The 14,392-nt window shown below is 37.5% G+C and carries 14 protein-coding genes; 4 read left to right on the forward strand and 10 right to left on the reverse strand.

What is annotated here, in order from left to right; translation table 11 throughout:
* Positions 1 to 54 precede the first annotated feature (54 nt).
* Both IEV17_RS02825 and IEV17_RS02830 read left to right on the forward strand, forming a co-directional pair.
* Complete coding sequence (locus IEV17_RS02825) at positions 55 to 1,263, forward strand: DUF1615 domain-containing protein (RefSeq protein WP_004663064.1); 1,209 nt, start codon at positions 55 to 57, stop codon at positions 1,261 to 1,263.
* Positions 1,230 to 1,904, forward strand: a complete 675-nt coding sequence (locus tag IEV17_RS02830; RefSeq protein WP_004663066.1) for an HAD-IB family hydrolase — start codon at positions 1,230 to 1,232, stop codon at positions 1,902 to 1,904. The genes IEV17_RS02825 and IEV17_RS02830 overlap by 34 nt, the downstream gene beginning before the upstream one ends.
* Positions 1,905 to 1,941: 37 nt before the next feature.
* On the opposite strand, the gene proB is transcribed toward IEV17_RS02830, so the two are convergent.
* From proB to IEV17_RS02865, 7 genes are all read right to left on the reverse strand, one after another.
* The gene (proB, locus tag IEV17_RS02835) at positions 1,942 to 3,075 is read right to left on the reverse strand and encodes a glutamate 5-kinase (protein WP_004663068.1); all 1,134 of its coding nucleotides are present in this window, start codon (positions 3,073 to 3,075) and stop codon (positions 1,942 to 1,944) included.
* 15 nt (positions 3,076 to 3,090) lie between these two features.
* Positions 3,091 to 4,311, reverse strand: coding sequence for an Obg family GTPase CgtA (cgtA, locus tag IEV17_RS02840; RefSeq protein ID WP_004663070.1), 1,221 nt, complete (start codon positions 4,309 to 4,311; stop codon positions 3,091 to 3,093).
* A gap of 221 nt (positions 4,312 to 4,532) precedes the next feature.
* On the reverse strand, positions 4,533 to 4,820 hold the full coding sequence (locus IEV17_RS02845; RefSeq protein WP_004663071.1) for a hypothetical protein: 288 nt from the start codon (positions 4,818 to 4,820) through the stop codon (positions 4,533 to 4,535).
* A gap of 97 nt (positions 4,821 to 4,917) precedes the next feature.
* Positions 4,918 to 5,598: a hypothetical protein gene (locus IEV17_RS02850; protein WP_004663072.1), complete on the reverse strand. Its 681-nt coding sequence runs from the start codon at positions 5,596 to 5,598 to the stop codon at positions 4,918 to 4,920.
* A complete protein-coding gene (locus tag IEV17_RS02855) occupies positions 5,598 to 6,344 on the reverse strand; it encodes a hypothetical protein (RefSeq protein WP_004663074.1) in 747 nt (248 codons plus the stop codon). Before IEV17_RS02855 ends, IEV17_RS02850 begins: the two co-directional genes overlap by 1 nt.
* Before the next feature lie 125 nt (positions 6,345 to 6,469).
* Complete coding sequence (locus IEV17_RS02860) at positions 6,470 to 6,937, reverse strand: hypothetical protein (RefSeq protein ID WP_004663076.1); 468 nt, start codon at positions 6,935 to 6,937, stop codon at positions 6,470 to 6,472.
* A gap of 125 nt (positions 6,938 to 7,062) precedes the next feature.
* Positions 7,063 to 8,520: a glyceraldehyde-3-phosphate dehydrogenase gene (locus tag IEV17_RS02865; protein WP_004663078.1), complete on the reverse strand. Its 1,458-nt coding sequence runs from the start codon at positions 8,518 to 8,520 to the stop codon at positions 7,063 to 7,065.
* A gap of 481 nt (positions 8,521 to 9,001) precedes the next feature.
* Here IEV17_RS02865 and IEV17_RS02870 point away from each other — a divergent pair, with 481 nt between their 5' ends.
* Positions 9,002 to 9,184, forward strand: a complete 183-nt coding sequence (locus tag IEV17_RS02870; RefSeq protein WP_227554448.1) for a hypothetical protein — start codon at positions 9,002 to 9,004, stop codon at positions 9,182 to 9,184.
* 25 nt (positions 9,185 to 9,209) lie between these two features.
* Here IEV17_RS02870 and rarD read toward each other — a convergent pair whose 3' ends face one another.
* The 3 genes from rarD to uvrB form a co-directional block, all read right to left on the reverse strand.
* Positions 9,210 to 10,145: an EamA family transporter RarD gene (gene rarD / locus IEV17_RS02875; RefSeq protein WP_004663081.1), complete on the reverse strand. Its 936-nt coding sequence runs from the start codon at positions 10,143 to 10,145 to the stop codon at positions 9,210 to 9,212.
* Positions 10,146 to 10,248: 103 nt separating this feature from the next.
* Positions 10,249 to 10,833, reverse strand: a complete 585-nt coding sequence (locus IEV17_RS02880) for a lipocalin family protein (RefSeq protein ID WP_004663083.1) — start codon at positions 10,831 to 10,833, stop codon at positions 10,249 to 10,251.
* Positions 10,834 to 10,953: 120 nt separating this feature from the next.
* Complete coding sequence (gene uvrB, locus IEV17_RS02885; protein ID WP_004663084.1) at positions 10,954 to 12,978, reverse strand: excinuclease ABC subunit UvrB; 2,025 nt, start codon at positions 12,976 to 12,978, stop codon at positions 10,954 to 10,956.
* A gap of 256 nt (positions 12,979 to 13,234) precedes the next feature.
* On the opposite strand from uvrB, the gene IEV17_RS02890 reads away from it, so the two are divergent.
* On the forward strand, positions 13,235 to 14,386 hold the full coding sequence (locus IEV17_RS02890; protein WP_004663087.1) for a GGDEF domain-containing protein: 1,152 nt from the start codon (positions 13,235 to 13,237) through the stop codon (positions 14,384 to 14,386).
* Positions 14,387 to 14,392 lie beyond the last annotated feature (6 nt).

Raw genomic sequence — 14,392 nt, forward strand, 5'->3', positions numbered from 1 at the left:
AGTATACTTCATTCGCCCATTTGACTCATCTTTTTATGTGGTGTTGTTCTGATTATGAATAAATCATTCCCTACTCGTCCTTTATTAAAAATTATGGGCATCCTCACTGCATGTCTCAGCTTAACAGCTTGTGGAGATAAAGCATGGTGGTCTAATGGTAAAGAACCAGAAATGGAAGCAGAACAAATTAAGAAAGTGCTTCCCCCTCGTGTAAATGATCGTCAGTCATGGGCGCAAGATATTTTTGATATCATGCAACAACTCAGTATTCCTAAATCCAAGGAAAATGTGTGCAGTATTGTTGCTGTTGTAGATCAGGAATCTAACTTTGTTGCTGATCCAGCCGTTCCAGGACTTGGAGAAAAAGCAGTACAAGAAATTAATACCCGACTCAAAGAAAAATTTGAAGCAAAGTTGGGTGAAACCATCGGTGGAACCGTCGCAGGCTATTTTGAGGACGTACTCAAAAATCAACCTTCTCCAGAAAATAATTACATGAGTCAAATGCGTAAAGTTAAAACTGAGCGTGAGCTGGATTTGCTCTACCGTGAGATTTTCGACTACATGTCAAAACATTATCATGTCAGTGCATTAACGGGTGCAGCTAAACTCGTTGGGCAAGATATCGGGGAAAAAATGAATCCAATTACGACATTGGGTTCAATGCAAGTTCATATTAATTACGCCAAAGAACATAAACGCCAAAGTGGTAGTATTGCCGAATTGCGTAATGATCTGTATACCCAATATGGGGGTTTATACTATGGTATTCATCGATTAATGGAATATCCTGCTGATTATGACAAAGCAATCTATCGCTTTGCAGACTACAATTCTGGTGTTTACTCAAGTCGAAATGCAGCGTTTCAAAGCATGTTAAATGCACTCACCAAGACTGAAATCAGTCTCGATGGTGATCTATTACTTTACAATAAAGATGGCGATGTGAAATCAACCCAAAGCCAAAGTGAAAAAGAGCTTATTGCTGTTTTTGCTCAAAATAATATTTTAGTGACACCACGCCAAATTCGTGATGATTTGAAAAAAGAGAAAGAGAAAAAATTTGAAGATACTCAAACTTATTTAGCTGTACAAAAGCTATATCAAAACAAAACCAAAAAAGAACCAATTTATGCAACCATGCCACAAGTCGTTATTTCAGGACCAAAACTGAGTCGTGATTACAATACAAACTGGTTTGCAAGCCGTGTAAATGGACGATATGAGACATGCATGCAAAGAGCCAAACGCATAAAACTATAAATCTTGCTTTATTTGACTTTGATGGCACGCTCTATCCTAAAGATAGTTTTACGGGGTTTATTTTCTTTACCCTATCAAAGCGTCACATTGTAAAAAAAGGCTTAACCATATTACCTTGGATTCAAGCCTATTATTTACGCCTATATCCTGCACATGCGATGAGACCTCGATTATTTCAAACGATGTTTGAAGGTATCTCCGCCACATTTGTAGAAAATTTGGTTAATGAATATGCGCAAAAATTAATAAAACAATTAGATCCAGCTTTACTAAAGCAGCTTTATCTCCATCAACAGCGTGGTGATCATATTGTTCTTGTTTCTGCATCAGTCGATTTATATTTAGCACCAATATGTGAATTGCTTAATATTGAGTTGATTTGCACCCAAACAGAAATTAAGAATGGTACTTTAACGGGTCGTTATCGCTCTCAAGATTGTAGCCGTGAACAGAAAAAATTACGGATTTTGCAACAATACAATTTAGAGGACTATCAATATATCTATGCTTATGGAAATAGCGAAGAAGATCTGGATATGTTGTCATTGGCTGACCACCCGTACATGATGGGAGAAAATAAATCACTTCCAGAATTAAAATTTGATGCACTAAGAGTTAGTCCCAATATAGAACGAACGTAAAAAAGCTCGCCTAAGCGAGCTTTTTTTATATTTGTATTTAGTAAATTGCCATGTGGTCTCGATGAATCATTTCTAAAGAACGTGCCTCACCTAAAACTTGGTAGACTTTCTCAGAAGGTAAACCCTTCACCATTTCTGCTGAACGAGAACTAAAATTCACACGACCAACAGCAATACGAGCACCATTCTTATCAACACATTCAACCACATCACCGCGATCAAAATGACCTTCAATGGCTTTCACACCAACAGGCAATAAACTACGATGCTTCAGTTTAATCGCTTCAACAGCGCCATCATCTATAACTAAACGACCTGCTGTTTGCAAATGAGCTGCAAGCCATTGTTGATGAGCAGTCACACGGTCATTATCAGTTGTAAATAATGTTCCAAGCATCTCACCCGCCATTAAACGAGCCAACACATGGTCACTTTCACCACTAGCAATTAAAGTAGGACAACCAGACTTCGCTGCAAGACGTGCTGCACGAACTTTAGTCACCATACCACCGCGACCTAAAACACCACCACCACCCGCCATTTCAAATAAAGTATCGTCTAATGCACGAACTGAAGAAAATAACTTTGCATTTGGATTACTACGCGGATCAGAATCGAACATGCCTTGCTGATCTGTCAAAATAATCAACAGCTCAGCCTGAACCTGCCCTGCCACCATTGCGGCTAAAGTATCGTTATCACCAAAACGAATCTCATCGGTAGATACTGTATCATTTTCATTAATGACAGGAATCACACGCCAATCGATCAAGTTTTGCAAAGCATCACAAGAGTTGAGGTAACGACGACGATCAGCAAGATCATCATGCGTGAGTAAGACTTGTGCTGTTTGAATCCCATGTTGATCTAATACGCTTGACCACGTATGGATTAAACCCATTTGGCCAATAGCAGCACAAGCTTGCAAACTGGGTAAATCAGTGGGTCGACTCGCAAGTTTCATGCGCACCATCCCTTCTGCAACTGCACCAGAAGACACTAAAATAATTTCGTGCCCAGCATTATGTAGATCTGCAATTTGTTTCGCCCAATGCGAAATTGCATTTAAATCTAACCCTTGCCCATTTGCAGTGAGTAAAGATGATCCGATTTTAACAACGATTCGTTTACACGCATTGAGCTGACGTTGCCCATCGACCACTTCTATCATTTTTTCCTCGGTTCACTAATCACGAACGTAAATGCTTTCTACGCCGCCTTCATCCTCATCGTCATCAAAATCATCTTCATCGTCTTCTAAGCCAGCTTCACGCTGAGCCTTACGCATAGCACGATAAGCTTCTTTTGCTGCGATGGTTTGTTCACGTGTCTCAGCCTCAAGCTGCTCACGGAATGCTTTCATTTCTGCTGCATACTCAGGATCTTCAACTTCACGCTCACGCTGTTGCTCGATCTGATCCATCAAGTAATAAACAACTTCTTTCGTCCCTTCTGACATCAAACCAGAAGTTTTAAATACAGGACCTTTCCATTGCAATTCATCAAGAATATGCTGACACCACTCTTCTCTTGATTCTTCAGGAAGTTGGTCAAGTTTATTCAATACAAGAACCACTGGGAGTTTTGCCAAAGTTGGCGAGAATTTCACTAACTCACCCAAAATTGCTTTGGCGTTATGCGCTGGATCTGAACCATCAATCGGTTGAACATCAACAATATGCAATAGAATACGAGTACGTGCCAAATGCTTAAGGAAGCGAATCCCAAGACCTGCACCTTCTGCTGCACCTTCAATCAGACCTGGAATATCGGCCATGACGAATGAACGATGACGGTCTGCATCAACCACACCAAGGTTAGGAATCATAGTGGTAAATGGATAATCCGCAACTTTTGGTTTTGCTGCACTGACTGCACGAATAAACGTTGATTTACCTGCATTTGGCATACCCAACAAGCCAACATCTGCAAGTACTTTCAACTCTAAACGTACTTCGCGGTATTCACCTTTGATACCATGAGTGCATTTACGTGGAGAACGATTCGTTGAAGACTTAAAGTGTGTGTTACCTAAACCACCATCACCGCCATTGGCTACTTTGACACGTTGACCATCAGCAACCAAATCACCAATAATGTCACCAGATTCAATATCAACAATGGTTGTACCCACAGGTACTTTTAAAACAACATCTTCACCACCGCGACCTGAACAGTTTGCACCACGACCATTTTTACCACGTTCAGCACGGAATCGACGCGTATAACGATAATCTACGAGCGTACCTGTGTCATCATCGGCTTGGATATAAACACTTCCACCACGTCCCCCGTCTCCACCATCTGGACCACCAAAAGGGACAAATTTTTCACGGCGAAAACTGGCTACGCCATTGCCACCGTCGCCAGCCTCTACGGTTATGACTGCTTCATCAACAAAGCGCATGTGCCAATCCTCTAAATTCTTAAAAGCGGACTATTTTGCCACATTTTAATAAATTTCTCGAATAGAAAAAGCAGCAAATAGGCCTTTCGATTTAAAAAACACTAAAAAATTAGGTGAAACATGCACTTAAAAACAATCATTCAAATCATCAATGTAGCTTTTTAAATCAATTCAACCACGCTTAATCATGCAAAATTATACAAACATAGTGATAAACTCCATTAAGTCACATCGTATTTTAGATAATTTCCCTTTTTATCTTTATATATTGTCAATTTAATCATTCCAGTTTTTTTGGTACCATTAATCACAATCTTAAAATAACGATCAGTTCCTGTAATTCCTACTTTCCTTACATCATAGCTTTCAACGACTCCATACTCTTCTTTTATTTTCACATCTTTGTTAATAATATCAACAATATATTTTTTATTCTTATCATCATATATTGAATAAAAACCATAATATGATATTAAAAAAATACTTATAGCAAAAAACCATTTTTTCATCGCTATAGATTTCCTTTCTTAGTTATGTAATATTTAAAAATAATAAACCTATATACTAACAGTCGAAGTGTATTTGAATAATATGAACTCCAATCACTTAAGGATGCACATTCTTTAATGGCAAATCCATTTGCATATCTAAATTTGCTTTGGTCTGTTGAACCGAATTAAACATAAGTGCATTAAAAGATGAAATATTGCTCATATTAATCGCATCATTCATATAAAAATTCGTTTTAAACTCATGTTTAATCGGCAAATTTACTGATTCATCAAATGCAAAGTAAACAGGTCCATTAAATACTATTTTTACAGGAATGGTATAACTACGTTTAAGTTGAAATGGAATATCCAATTTCACGGGCACATCTAGATTTAGGGGAAATTTTGGCAATAATTTACTCTGATAAATTAAATCCGTCGTGGTCTGAACAGGCATCACTTCGTCAACTTTTAACATCGTTTCATAATTGATGTTCACAGTAATCGGTGTTTCTACTTCAAAACTTAAGTCAGCCAAATATTTACCTTTTAAAGGCAGTTGTAAATTTCGATCAATAGCAACAGCAGTTTTTAACATCCCTTCGGATCGGACACGTAAATGTTCACCGACTTGAATTTTAGTGGCAAGCGATGCTGGCAAACGAATATCAGTTTGCTGAGCAGAAACAATCAGCGATGCTTGGACATTAAGATAAAACCAAAACAAGATTGCAACCAAAGTCGTGAGTATGACAAAGCTAATCAATAAACTCTTAATAGATTTCATCATCAGCATCATTCACCTTTAATAGGTTGCTGTGTATTAGGTACTACTACGTGCTGGTCTTCAATCCGATTTAAACGCATTGTTGATAAAGGAATTTTCAGCTCTCCCTTCGCGATTTTTACTGGCAACGTATTTTTCACATCTACCGAGGCATTAAGTTTCGATGTAATCGGGACATTTAATTTTCCTTGAATTGGAATATTGGCATTTAGCTGAGCTTTCAAAGGAATATTTAAGTTTTCTTTCAAAACAGTGCGAACAGGTGCATCGAATTTTAAATGTACTTTCTGTTGTAATGGTACTTGAATATCAATTGGAACATCTAAATTTAATGGAATTGAACCCTTTAAAGGTAAAGTGACATCCTGACCCAAAATCTTGATTTGAACCTTGGTATCAATCGGTAAACTTTGATTTACTTTAATGGTTTCTTTTACAGGAATTGTAGTACTAATTGGAACTAAGTTATCGAAATAAACTCGGGGGGTGAGTGTTTGAGTTAAAGGAACATTGAGTTGCTCATCAATTGGAATTTTTGCATCAACGCGCCCATTTACATCGACATTTAAAGCATCTTTAACCTTTACGCTTACTTGTAGGGGTTCCTGTAAATCAATTGCGACATCTTGATTTTTCAATGGAATATAAATATTAAAATGTTTAAATACCCACATGGCAATATATACACCACATAAGTTTGCGACAACAATAAGAGCAAAAACTGCAAATAAACGCTTCAACTGCAATAATGGCATATCCCTATCGAACTATTTTCCTATGCAGTTATTTTCATTCATTTATCTATCTTGTTCAGCCCTTATTTTGTACGATTAAGATTAATAAGGAATATTCGTGTTTTAAATATCCCCAAAGTCGGTATCTAGTTTTTTTGATCTGTCCAAGAGCAATATACAGATGTCATATTCCCCTCTTTGGTAATGTCTAGACTTGCATCTGCTTTAGTTTGCTTACGCTTAAATTGAATTTTACTAAAGCTCTGTTTCGCTTTTGCGGTTGAAAGATCGAAATATAAAGCTTGATTCATTTGTTTAGCTAGATTCCCATACGAGAACTCTATCTTAGTAACGGGCACACCCCGATATTCCACATTTTTCAATATAAAAACATTACTAACAAAGGCAGGTTCTTCTTCCAATTCATTCTTGACCACATAGGTTTGTAGTTTTTTCGAAATATCAGGAAATTTATATAAGTCATAATCAGAGCGAACTGCACAATCTTTTTCATAACGATCCTGTAAAACTGGCGTTAAATCAAAAGTTTGAGGATTTGCTTGTATATGCATGCTGATACTTGCAACTAAAATAGTGAATATATATTTTTTCATTATGAAGCACTTTTATTTATTAGAAGCATAATTAAACATACGGTAAATTAAAATACAATATTTTAGATATACCTAAGCATAAAAAAAGGAGCTTTAAATCAGCTCCTTTTTTCAACTTTCACAAATTATGCATTTGTTTCAGCTGGAATTTTTGTATAGCTTACGCCACACATTTGTTCAGCGATACGCAATACTTGGCAGCTATAACCCACTTCGTTATCGTACCAAACATACGCTGTTAAACGTGTACCAGAAGTGATTGTTGCTTGCGCATCAAACACACCTGCTGTACGTGAACCAATAAAGTCACTTGATACAACTTCAGTCGAGTTGGTATAACCAATTTGACCTTGTAGGCTAGAATTAATCGAGATTTGACGAATGTATTCATTCACTTCTTCACGATCAACTTCTTTCTCTAAGTTTAAGTTCAAGATTGCAAGTGAAACGTTTGGCGTAGGAACACGTACAGAGTTACCTGTTAACTTGCCTTTAAGACCTGGTAATGCTTTCGCAACCGCTTTCGCAGCACCAGTTTCAGTAATCACCATGTTTAATGTCGCAGCACGACCACGACGGTCAGCCTTGTGATAGTTATCAATTAAGTTTTGGTCGTTTGTGAATGAGTGAACTGTTTCAACATGACCATTTAATACTTTGTATTTATCATCTAAAACTTTCAATACAGGTGTAATTGCGTTCGTAGTACAGCTTGCAGCAGAGATGATTTTGTCTTCATCTAAGATATCTGTATTGTTTACGCCGTATACAACGTTCTTCATCTCGCCTTTACTTGGTGCAGTCAATACTACACGTGCAATACCTGCACATTTCAAGTGTTGGCTTAGACCTTCAGCATCACGCCATTTACCTGTATTGTCGATAAGAAGCGCATTTTCAATACCATAAGCGGTGTAATCAACTTCGCTTGGGCTTGAAGCATAGATCACTTTAATGAATTGGCCGTTTGCAATGATTGCTTCGTTTTCTTCATCAACAGAAATTGTACCGTCAAAAGTACCGTGAATAGAATCACGACGTAATAATGAAGCACGTTTTGCTAAGTCACCATCAGATGATTTACGAACAACGATTGCTTTAAGGCTTAAACCACGACCTAAACCAGATTGGCTAATGATTAAGCGGGCCAAGATACGACCGATACGACCAAAACCGTAAAGAACGACATCTTTAGGTTGTTCAGATTTTGCTTTACCTTGAATCGAAGCAACGGCATTTGCAACAAATGCATCTACATCGCCACCTTGATTTTTATATTCAACAGCAAGTTTACCGATGTCTACTTCAGCAGAACCAATGTTTTCAATTTTCATTAACGCTTCCAAAATTGGGAAGGTATGAACAACTGAAAGTTCTACGTCAAGCATACGTGTACGGCGATGTGATTTTAAAATTTGAATCACTGAACGGTTTATTAAAGAACGACCGTAAACAGAAACAACAATATTTTTCTCACGGTATAATTGACCAATCAAAGCAATCATGCGTTCCGCGATTTCTTCACGGTTTTTCCAACGGCCTTGATGTTCTGCGTGTAGGGCAACGATAGTGTCTTTGCTCACAGTTACGTCCTCAAATTTAATATCTATACTGGGCGTGAATTTTTAAAACGCCATAATTGTAATGGAATTATCATCAAGATTGAATCAAAAGCTGTTAATTGGGCTAAGATTTTGTCCCAATTGACTATAAATTCATAAAATACCTATAATTATTTTTGTGATTTTAGGGAAACCCTTTTGCAATCATCTAAATACATGCTGTTTGTTTAACTTTAATAACAGTTTTACTGATAACTTAACGCTATCGTTGTTTGATTCAAACAGTATGCTAAAAATATGCAAAAACGGAAGTGATACATGACAAATCATTTAACGAGAAAAATCGTATAAACTAATGTAAAAACATGAAATAAAAAGAATAAAGTATTTAGAATAATCTCTAATTATCTACAACACATAAACAGCTAAAATGAATTTTAAATTATGGTTATTACTCATCAGCATCCCCCTCGCTTGCGAAGTATCGATGGGTTTTATTGGAATGATCGGACTAGTTCTGACAAATATCGTCTATTTCCCTATTTCTTGGCTTGGAGAACCATTCTTTAATTGTAATGGCGAAGTCGGTTGCTTACCTAAAGAATACGGTCGTATCTTAATGTTTCTACTCATAAATTTAAGCTATTATTTATATTCCAAATTAAAGAAAGAAAAACCAGTTTAACGGGTTTATGCAACATCTTCCCCCTCTACTCATCACCTAAACGCTTGGAATACTGTTTGATATTCAACTCCAACTGTTGTTTTCGTTGTCTTTGTTTTAAAAGGTGTAATGCCCCTTCTATCACCAACACCAATACGGCCAACCAAATAGGAATATAGGTCAACCATTCATCTTCACCAATTTTTTCACCGAGCATCAATGAAGCCAATGCCAATAAAACAGGCTCCAAATACCCCAGTAAACCAAAAATAATTAAGGGTAAATAGCGACTTGCTAAAATATAACTTCCTAGGCCAATCGCACTCAACAAACCTAAACCTAGAACCACAACTCCCAAACTAGGATGCTCTAAAAACTTTAAATATGGAGTTTCACCTGTCTGAATAAAGAAAATCGCAATTGGCAGGATCAGAAATAAATCCCACCAAAAACCACCTAAGTTGTCCGTTTGAATTTTTTTACGAAGAATAAAGTAAGCTGCATAACCTAAAGCAACAAAAGCAGTTTCCCAAGCTATTGTACCTAAGCGCCAAATTTCATGCGCTACACCAAATCCAGCCAACAGCACAGCAATATATTGAAATTTAGATAATCGCTCTCCATAGAGAAAACTACCAGCAAGGACCAACACCAAAGGCAAAAGAAAATAACCCAAAGAAACTTGTAGACCTCTTCCGTGAATTGGCCCCCATAAAAACAACCATAATTGTGCTGAAGTCAGTACGGAAGTCATCATCAGAAATACTAATAAAGTAGGCTTTGCTATGATTCGATTCAATATGGTTTTGATATGCGTCAAGTCACCACTAAACCACATAAATAAAGTCAAAAATGGAATTGTGGCAATAATTCGCCACCCAAAAGTTTGTTCACTATCTAACGCACCCAGTAATTGAGTGTAAAAATACAGAATCCCAAAAGTGACAGAAGCCAAAACTGAATAAGCGATGCCTTTTAACATTTTGACCTCAGAAGCATTTGGGATGTATCTTAAAAACGTGAATTATCCACTATATAAAAATAAAAAAACCATGCAAGCATGGTTTTAAATAAGTATAGCTGATTTAACGATGTTCTGGGTAAATCACATCAGCAATCTCATACCCCAAGGATTTAGCATAATTTAAATATTCATGAACTGTTTCTTTCTTAGGATTAGGCGTTCTAGAAAGTACCCATAAATATTTACGGCTCGGTTCTCCAACCAATACTGTTTGATAGTCTTCATCAAGCTTTAAAACCCAGTAATCTCCGCGTGCAACAGGAATCCAACGCACGCCTTCAGGTAAAAAGCTCACTCTTAATTTGGTGTTAAAAGGCGCATTCGCAACAAACGCCTCACCTAAACTGCGTTGTAAATTACCTTCACCGTCATAACATTTGTTATCAACAACAATATTGCCATTTTCGTTTAACGTATAAGTTGCTGTCACGTTATAAGCGCATTTACGCTCAAAGAACATTGGCTTACGAGCCACTTCATACCAAACACCTAAATATTTATCCAGTTCTACTTTTTCAACTGTAGGTAAAGACTTTGATTGTGCATAAGCAATCGTTCCTACAGCCAGTCCAGTTAAGACCACTCCACCAATTGCAATTTTTGTTAAACGCCAACTTGCTTTAGGGAAATTCTTAATTAGCGGCATGGGAAATCCTCAAAACAGAAATTTGTTATCAATAGTCATATATTTAGCTTTTCAACATAGCCTATTTTATAAACAAAGATTGTTGCGATATGTATCCCTCTTGAGGATTTCTCTGCTAGATTACGATTGCAACATATGTGCTTTTAAACGCACGATTTCGTCTCGCAATCTTGCTGCCTGCTCAAATTGAAGTTCTTTAGAAGCTTTTAACATCTCTTTTTCAAGCTTGGTAATATGCTTGGCAAACAGTTTTGGATCAGATAACAAATGCTGTTCATCCGCACTGATCGCCTGCGCTTGCTCAAGCACTTTTTCATCAATTTCATCGTCCGTCAGTACTTCACCAGTATCGATTTCTTTAATTGCTTGGCGCACAGCACTACGTGGGGTAATGCCATGTAATTCATTAAATTCAATTTGTTTGTTACGACGACGATCTGTTTCATCCATCGCTTTACGCATCGAATCAGTAATACGATCCGCATATAAAATCGCTTTACCTTTGACATTACGTGCCGCACGACCAATGGTTTGAATCAATGAACGCTCTGAACGCAGGAAGCCTTCTTTATCCGCATCTAAGATTGCAACCAAAGACACTTCTGGCATATCCAGACCTTCACGCAGCAAGTTAATCCCGACCAATACATCATGTACACCAGTACGTAGCTCGTGAATAATTTTCACACGCTCAACGGTATCAATATCCGAGTGCAGATAAGCCACTTTAACGCCATATTCTTTAAGATATGAAGTTAAATCCTCAGCCATACGTTTAGTCAAAGTTGTCACAAGCACACGTTCATTCAGTTGTTTACGAATATTGATTTCAGAAAGCACATCATCCACTTGAGTTAATACTGGGCGCACTTCGATCTCAGGGTCAATCAAACCTGTTGGGCGTACCACCTGCTCAACGATTTGCTCTGACTTTTCCAATTCATAATGTGCAGGCGTGGCGCTGACAAAGACCGTGGTTGGAACAATCCGCTCCCACTCCTCAAATTTCATTGGACGGTTATCCAAAGCACTTGGTAAGCGGAAACCATAATTCACCAAGTTTTCTTTACGTGAACGGTCACCTTTATACATCGCACCAATTTGAGGAACGGTCACATGTGATTCATCAATGATCAACAAGGCATCTTCAGGGATATAATCAAATAAAGTCGGTGGCGCTTCGCCTGCTCCTCGACCTGAAAGGTGACGTGAATAGTTTTCAATCCCATTGGTATAACCCAACTGTTGCATCATCTCTAAATCGTAGCGAGTACGCTGTTCAATTCGCTGCGCTTCCAATAATTTGTCATGCTCTTTGAAGAATTTCAGCTGATCTTTCAACTCATCTTTAATCGTATCAATCGCGCGGGTCAAATGATCTTTCGGGGTCACGTAATGACTTTTCGGATAAATCGTCACACGTGGTACTTTACGCACTAGTTTTCCTGTCAATGGGTCAAACCAGCGAATCGAATCAACCTCATCATCGAATAACTCCACTCGAATCGCATCTTTATCCGACTCAGCAGGGAAAATATCAATAATTTCGCCACGAATACGATAAGTACCACGCAAAAACTCTAATTCATTACGGGTATATTGCATTTCGACCAAACGGCGAATGATCTCATCACGGCTGACGCGATCGCCTTGCACAATATGCAACAGCATTTGCATATAGGCATTCGGATCACCCAAACCATAAATCGCAGAAACTGAAGCGACAATAATGGCATCACGACGCTCTAATAAAGCACGCGTTGCAGAAAGACGCATTTGGTCAATGTGGTCGTTGATTGCTGAGTCTTTTTCGATAAAGGTATCGGATGATGGCACATAGGCTTCTGGTTGATAGTAATCGTAATAACTGACGAAATACTCAACTGCATTATTCGGGAAAAAAGCTTTGAACTCACCATAGAGCTGCGCTGCTAGGGTTTTATTATGCGCCATGACAATGGTTGGGCGTTGCGTCTGTGCAATCACATTGGCCATGGTATAGGTTTTACCTGAACCAGTAACCCCGAGCAGTAATTGATTGCGAAAACCTTGGTCGATACCACTGACCAATTTTTCAATCGCCTGAGGTTGATCTCCCGCAGGTTGGTAGTTGGTGACTAACTCAAAAGGTTGATTTTCGCTCACAAGAATACCCTTTTCAATCGATGCCTTATTGATGGAGGCAATTGACTCAATTTACAATCACTTTTATGTATTTCACTATAAAATATTATGCCAATCGTAAATACATATAAATTATTTACCAATTAATAAAAAAATATGAGTAAGCTAGAGTTTTTACTCAATTATTTTGATATTTTCGATTAAGTGTGTTGAATTCATATATAAAAGCACATTAATCTACACCTTTCAAAAATATCAAGAATTTAGAAAAATTGCTGTGAATTCACTCAATGCGCAATATTTTATATTAATTGTCCCCAGTTGCCTGTTTTTTATTGGTTTGGCATTTACTTGCTGCCGTCTTTTTTTTAAGGCTGATATTTTTTTATTATGGATTGGATTGGCATATACCATTCCCTCTATTGCATTGTTTGCTCAATGTTTAATGTCAAATCCTCAACTCACCTTAGCTGCACCATTTACATCCGTTTTATATTTATTAGGAAGTTGGATTGGTGCCTATGCAATTAGTTTAAAACTAAACACCGCCTTTCAGCACAGAATTGCTTTTTTAATTTTTTCCTCTGCTCTGCTCGCACTAACCTATTATTCCTATATAGCACCACAAATATGGCTGCGCCTAGTGATTCTCAATATTGCTTTAGGAAGTATTGGCGTCTTGGTTTTCCCTGATTTATTCCGTCAACTCTCTAACAGTCGTTCTTTCGATCGTTGGGTTTTCATTTTCTATTTTATTAACGTTCTCTACTCATTTGTTAGAGCCACAATAAATTTCTTTTTTTTAGATAATATTGATCACAATCACATTGCATTAACCTCCTCTAATTGGTGGTTATTAGGGATGTCTATCAATATTATTTTAAATATCCTGTTTGCAATTGTGTTAAGTGGCTGTGCAATTAAAGATGTCGTTTATCACCTCAATAACGATCGTTTACATGATCCTTTGACCCACCTACTCAATCGTCGTGGTTTTTTTGAAAAAACTGCATCCTTGTCATTTACCTCACAATCATATTTTCTCGTGAGTCTAGATCTGGATCATTTTAAAAGCATTAATGATACTTGGGGGCATTATATTGGCGACCAGATTTTATATGGTGTTAGCCAAATGATGCTGAAAGATAAACAAGCCGAAGATCTTATCGCTCGTTTTGGTGGTGAAGAGTTTATTTGTTTATTCATCGCAGAGGATGCTGCTGCTGCCCTGATACGCATCCAACATTATAAGAGATTGCTAGAACAGACAACTTTTACGGATTATCAAATTAAAATGACAGCAAGTTATGGTCTAACCCATATTCATAATATGCATGATATTGAATACGCATTACAACGTGCAGATGATTTACTCTATCAAGCAAAAACCAATGGTCGAAATCAGATCTCTTTTGATTTAATGCTCTGATTTACA

The organism is Acinetobacter modestus (assembly GCF_014636095.1).
GTDB lineage: Bacteria > Pseudomonadota > Gammaproteobacteria > Pseudomonadales > Moraxellaceae > Acinetobacter > Acinetobacter modestus.

What these genes read in the sequence shown, in the direction of transcription:
- IEV17_RS02870 (WP_227554448.1), top strand. Translation starts at nt 9,002, where the DNA reads ATGATCGGACTAGTTCTGACAAATATCGTCTATTTCCCTATTTCTTGG.
- IEV17_RS02825 (WP_004663064.1), top strand. Translation starts at nt 55, where the DNA reads ATGAATAAATCATTCCCTACTCGTCCTTTATTAAAAATTATGGGCATC.
- IEV17_RS02830 (WP_004663066.1), top strand. Translation starts at nt 1,230, where the DNA reads ATGCATGCAAAGAGCCAAACGCATAAAACTATAAATCTTGCTTTATTT.
- IEV17_RS02860 (WP_004663076.1), bottom strand. Translation starts at nt 6,937, where the DNA reads ATGAAAAAATATATATTCACTATTTTAGTTGCAAGTATCAGCATGCAT.
- rarD (WP_004663081.1), bottom strand. Translation starts at nt 10,145, where the DNA reads ATGTTAAAAGGCATCGCTTATTCAGTTTTGGCTTCTGTCACTTTTGGG.
- IEV17_RS02845 (WP_004663071.1), bottom strand. Translation starts at nt 4,820, where the DNA reads ATGAAAAAATGGTTTTTTGCTATAAGTATTTTTTTAATATCATATTAT.
- IEV17_RS02850 (WP_004663072.1), bottom strand. Translation starts at nt 5,598, where the DNA reads ATGCTGATGATGAAATCTATTAAGAGTTTATTGATTAGCTTTGTCATA.
- cgtA (WP_004663070.1), bottom strand. Translation starts at nt 4,311, where the DNA reads ATGCGCTTTGTTGATGAAGCAGTCATAACCGTAGAGGCTGGCGACGGT.
- proB (WP_004663068.1), bottom strand. Translation starts at nt 3,075, where the DNA reads ATGATAGAAGTGGTCGATGGGCAACGTCAGCTCAATGCGTGTAAACGA.
- IEV17_RS02880 (WP_004663083.1), bottom strand. Translation starts at nt 10,833, where the DNA reads ATGCCGCTAATTAAGAATTTCCCTAAAGCAAGTTGGCGTTTAACAAAA.
- IEV17_RS02855 (WP_004663074.1), bottom strand. Translation starts at nt 6,344, where the DNA reads ATGCCATTATTGCAGTTGAAGCGTTTATTTGCAGTTTTTGCTCTTATT.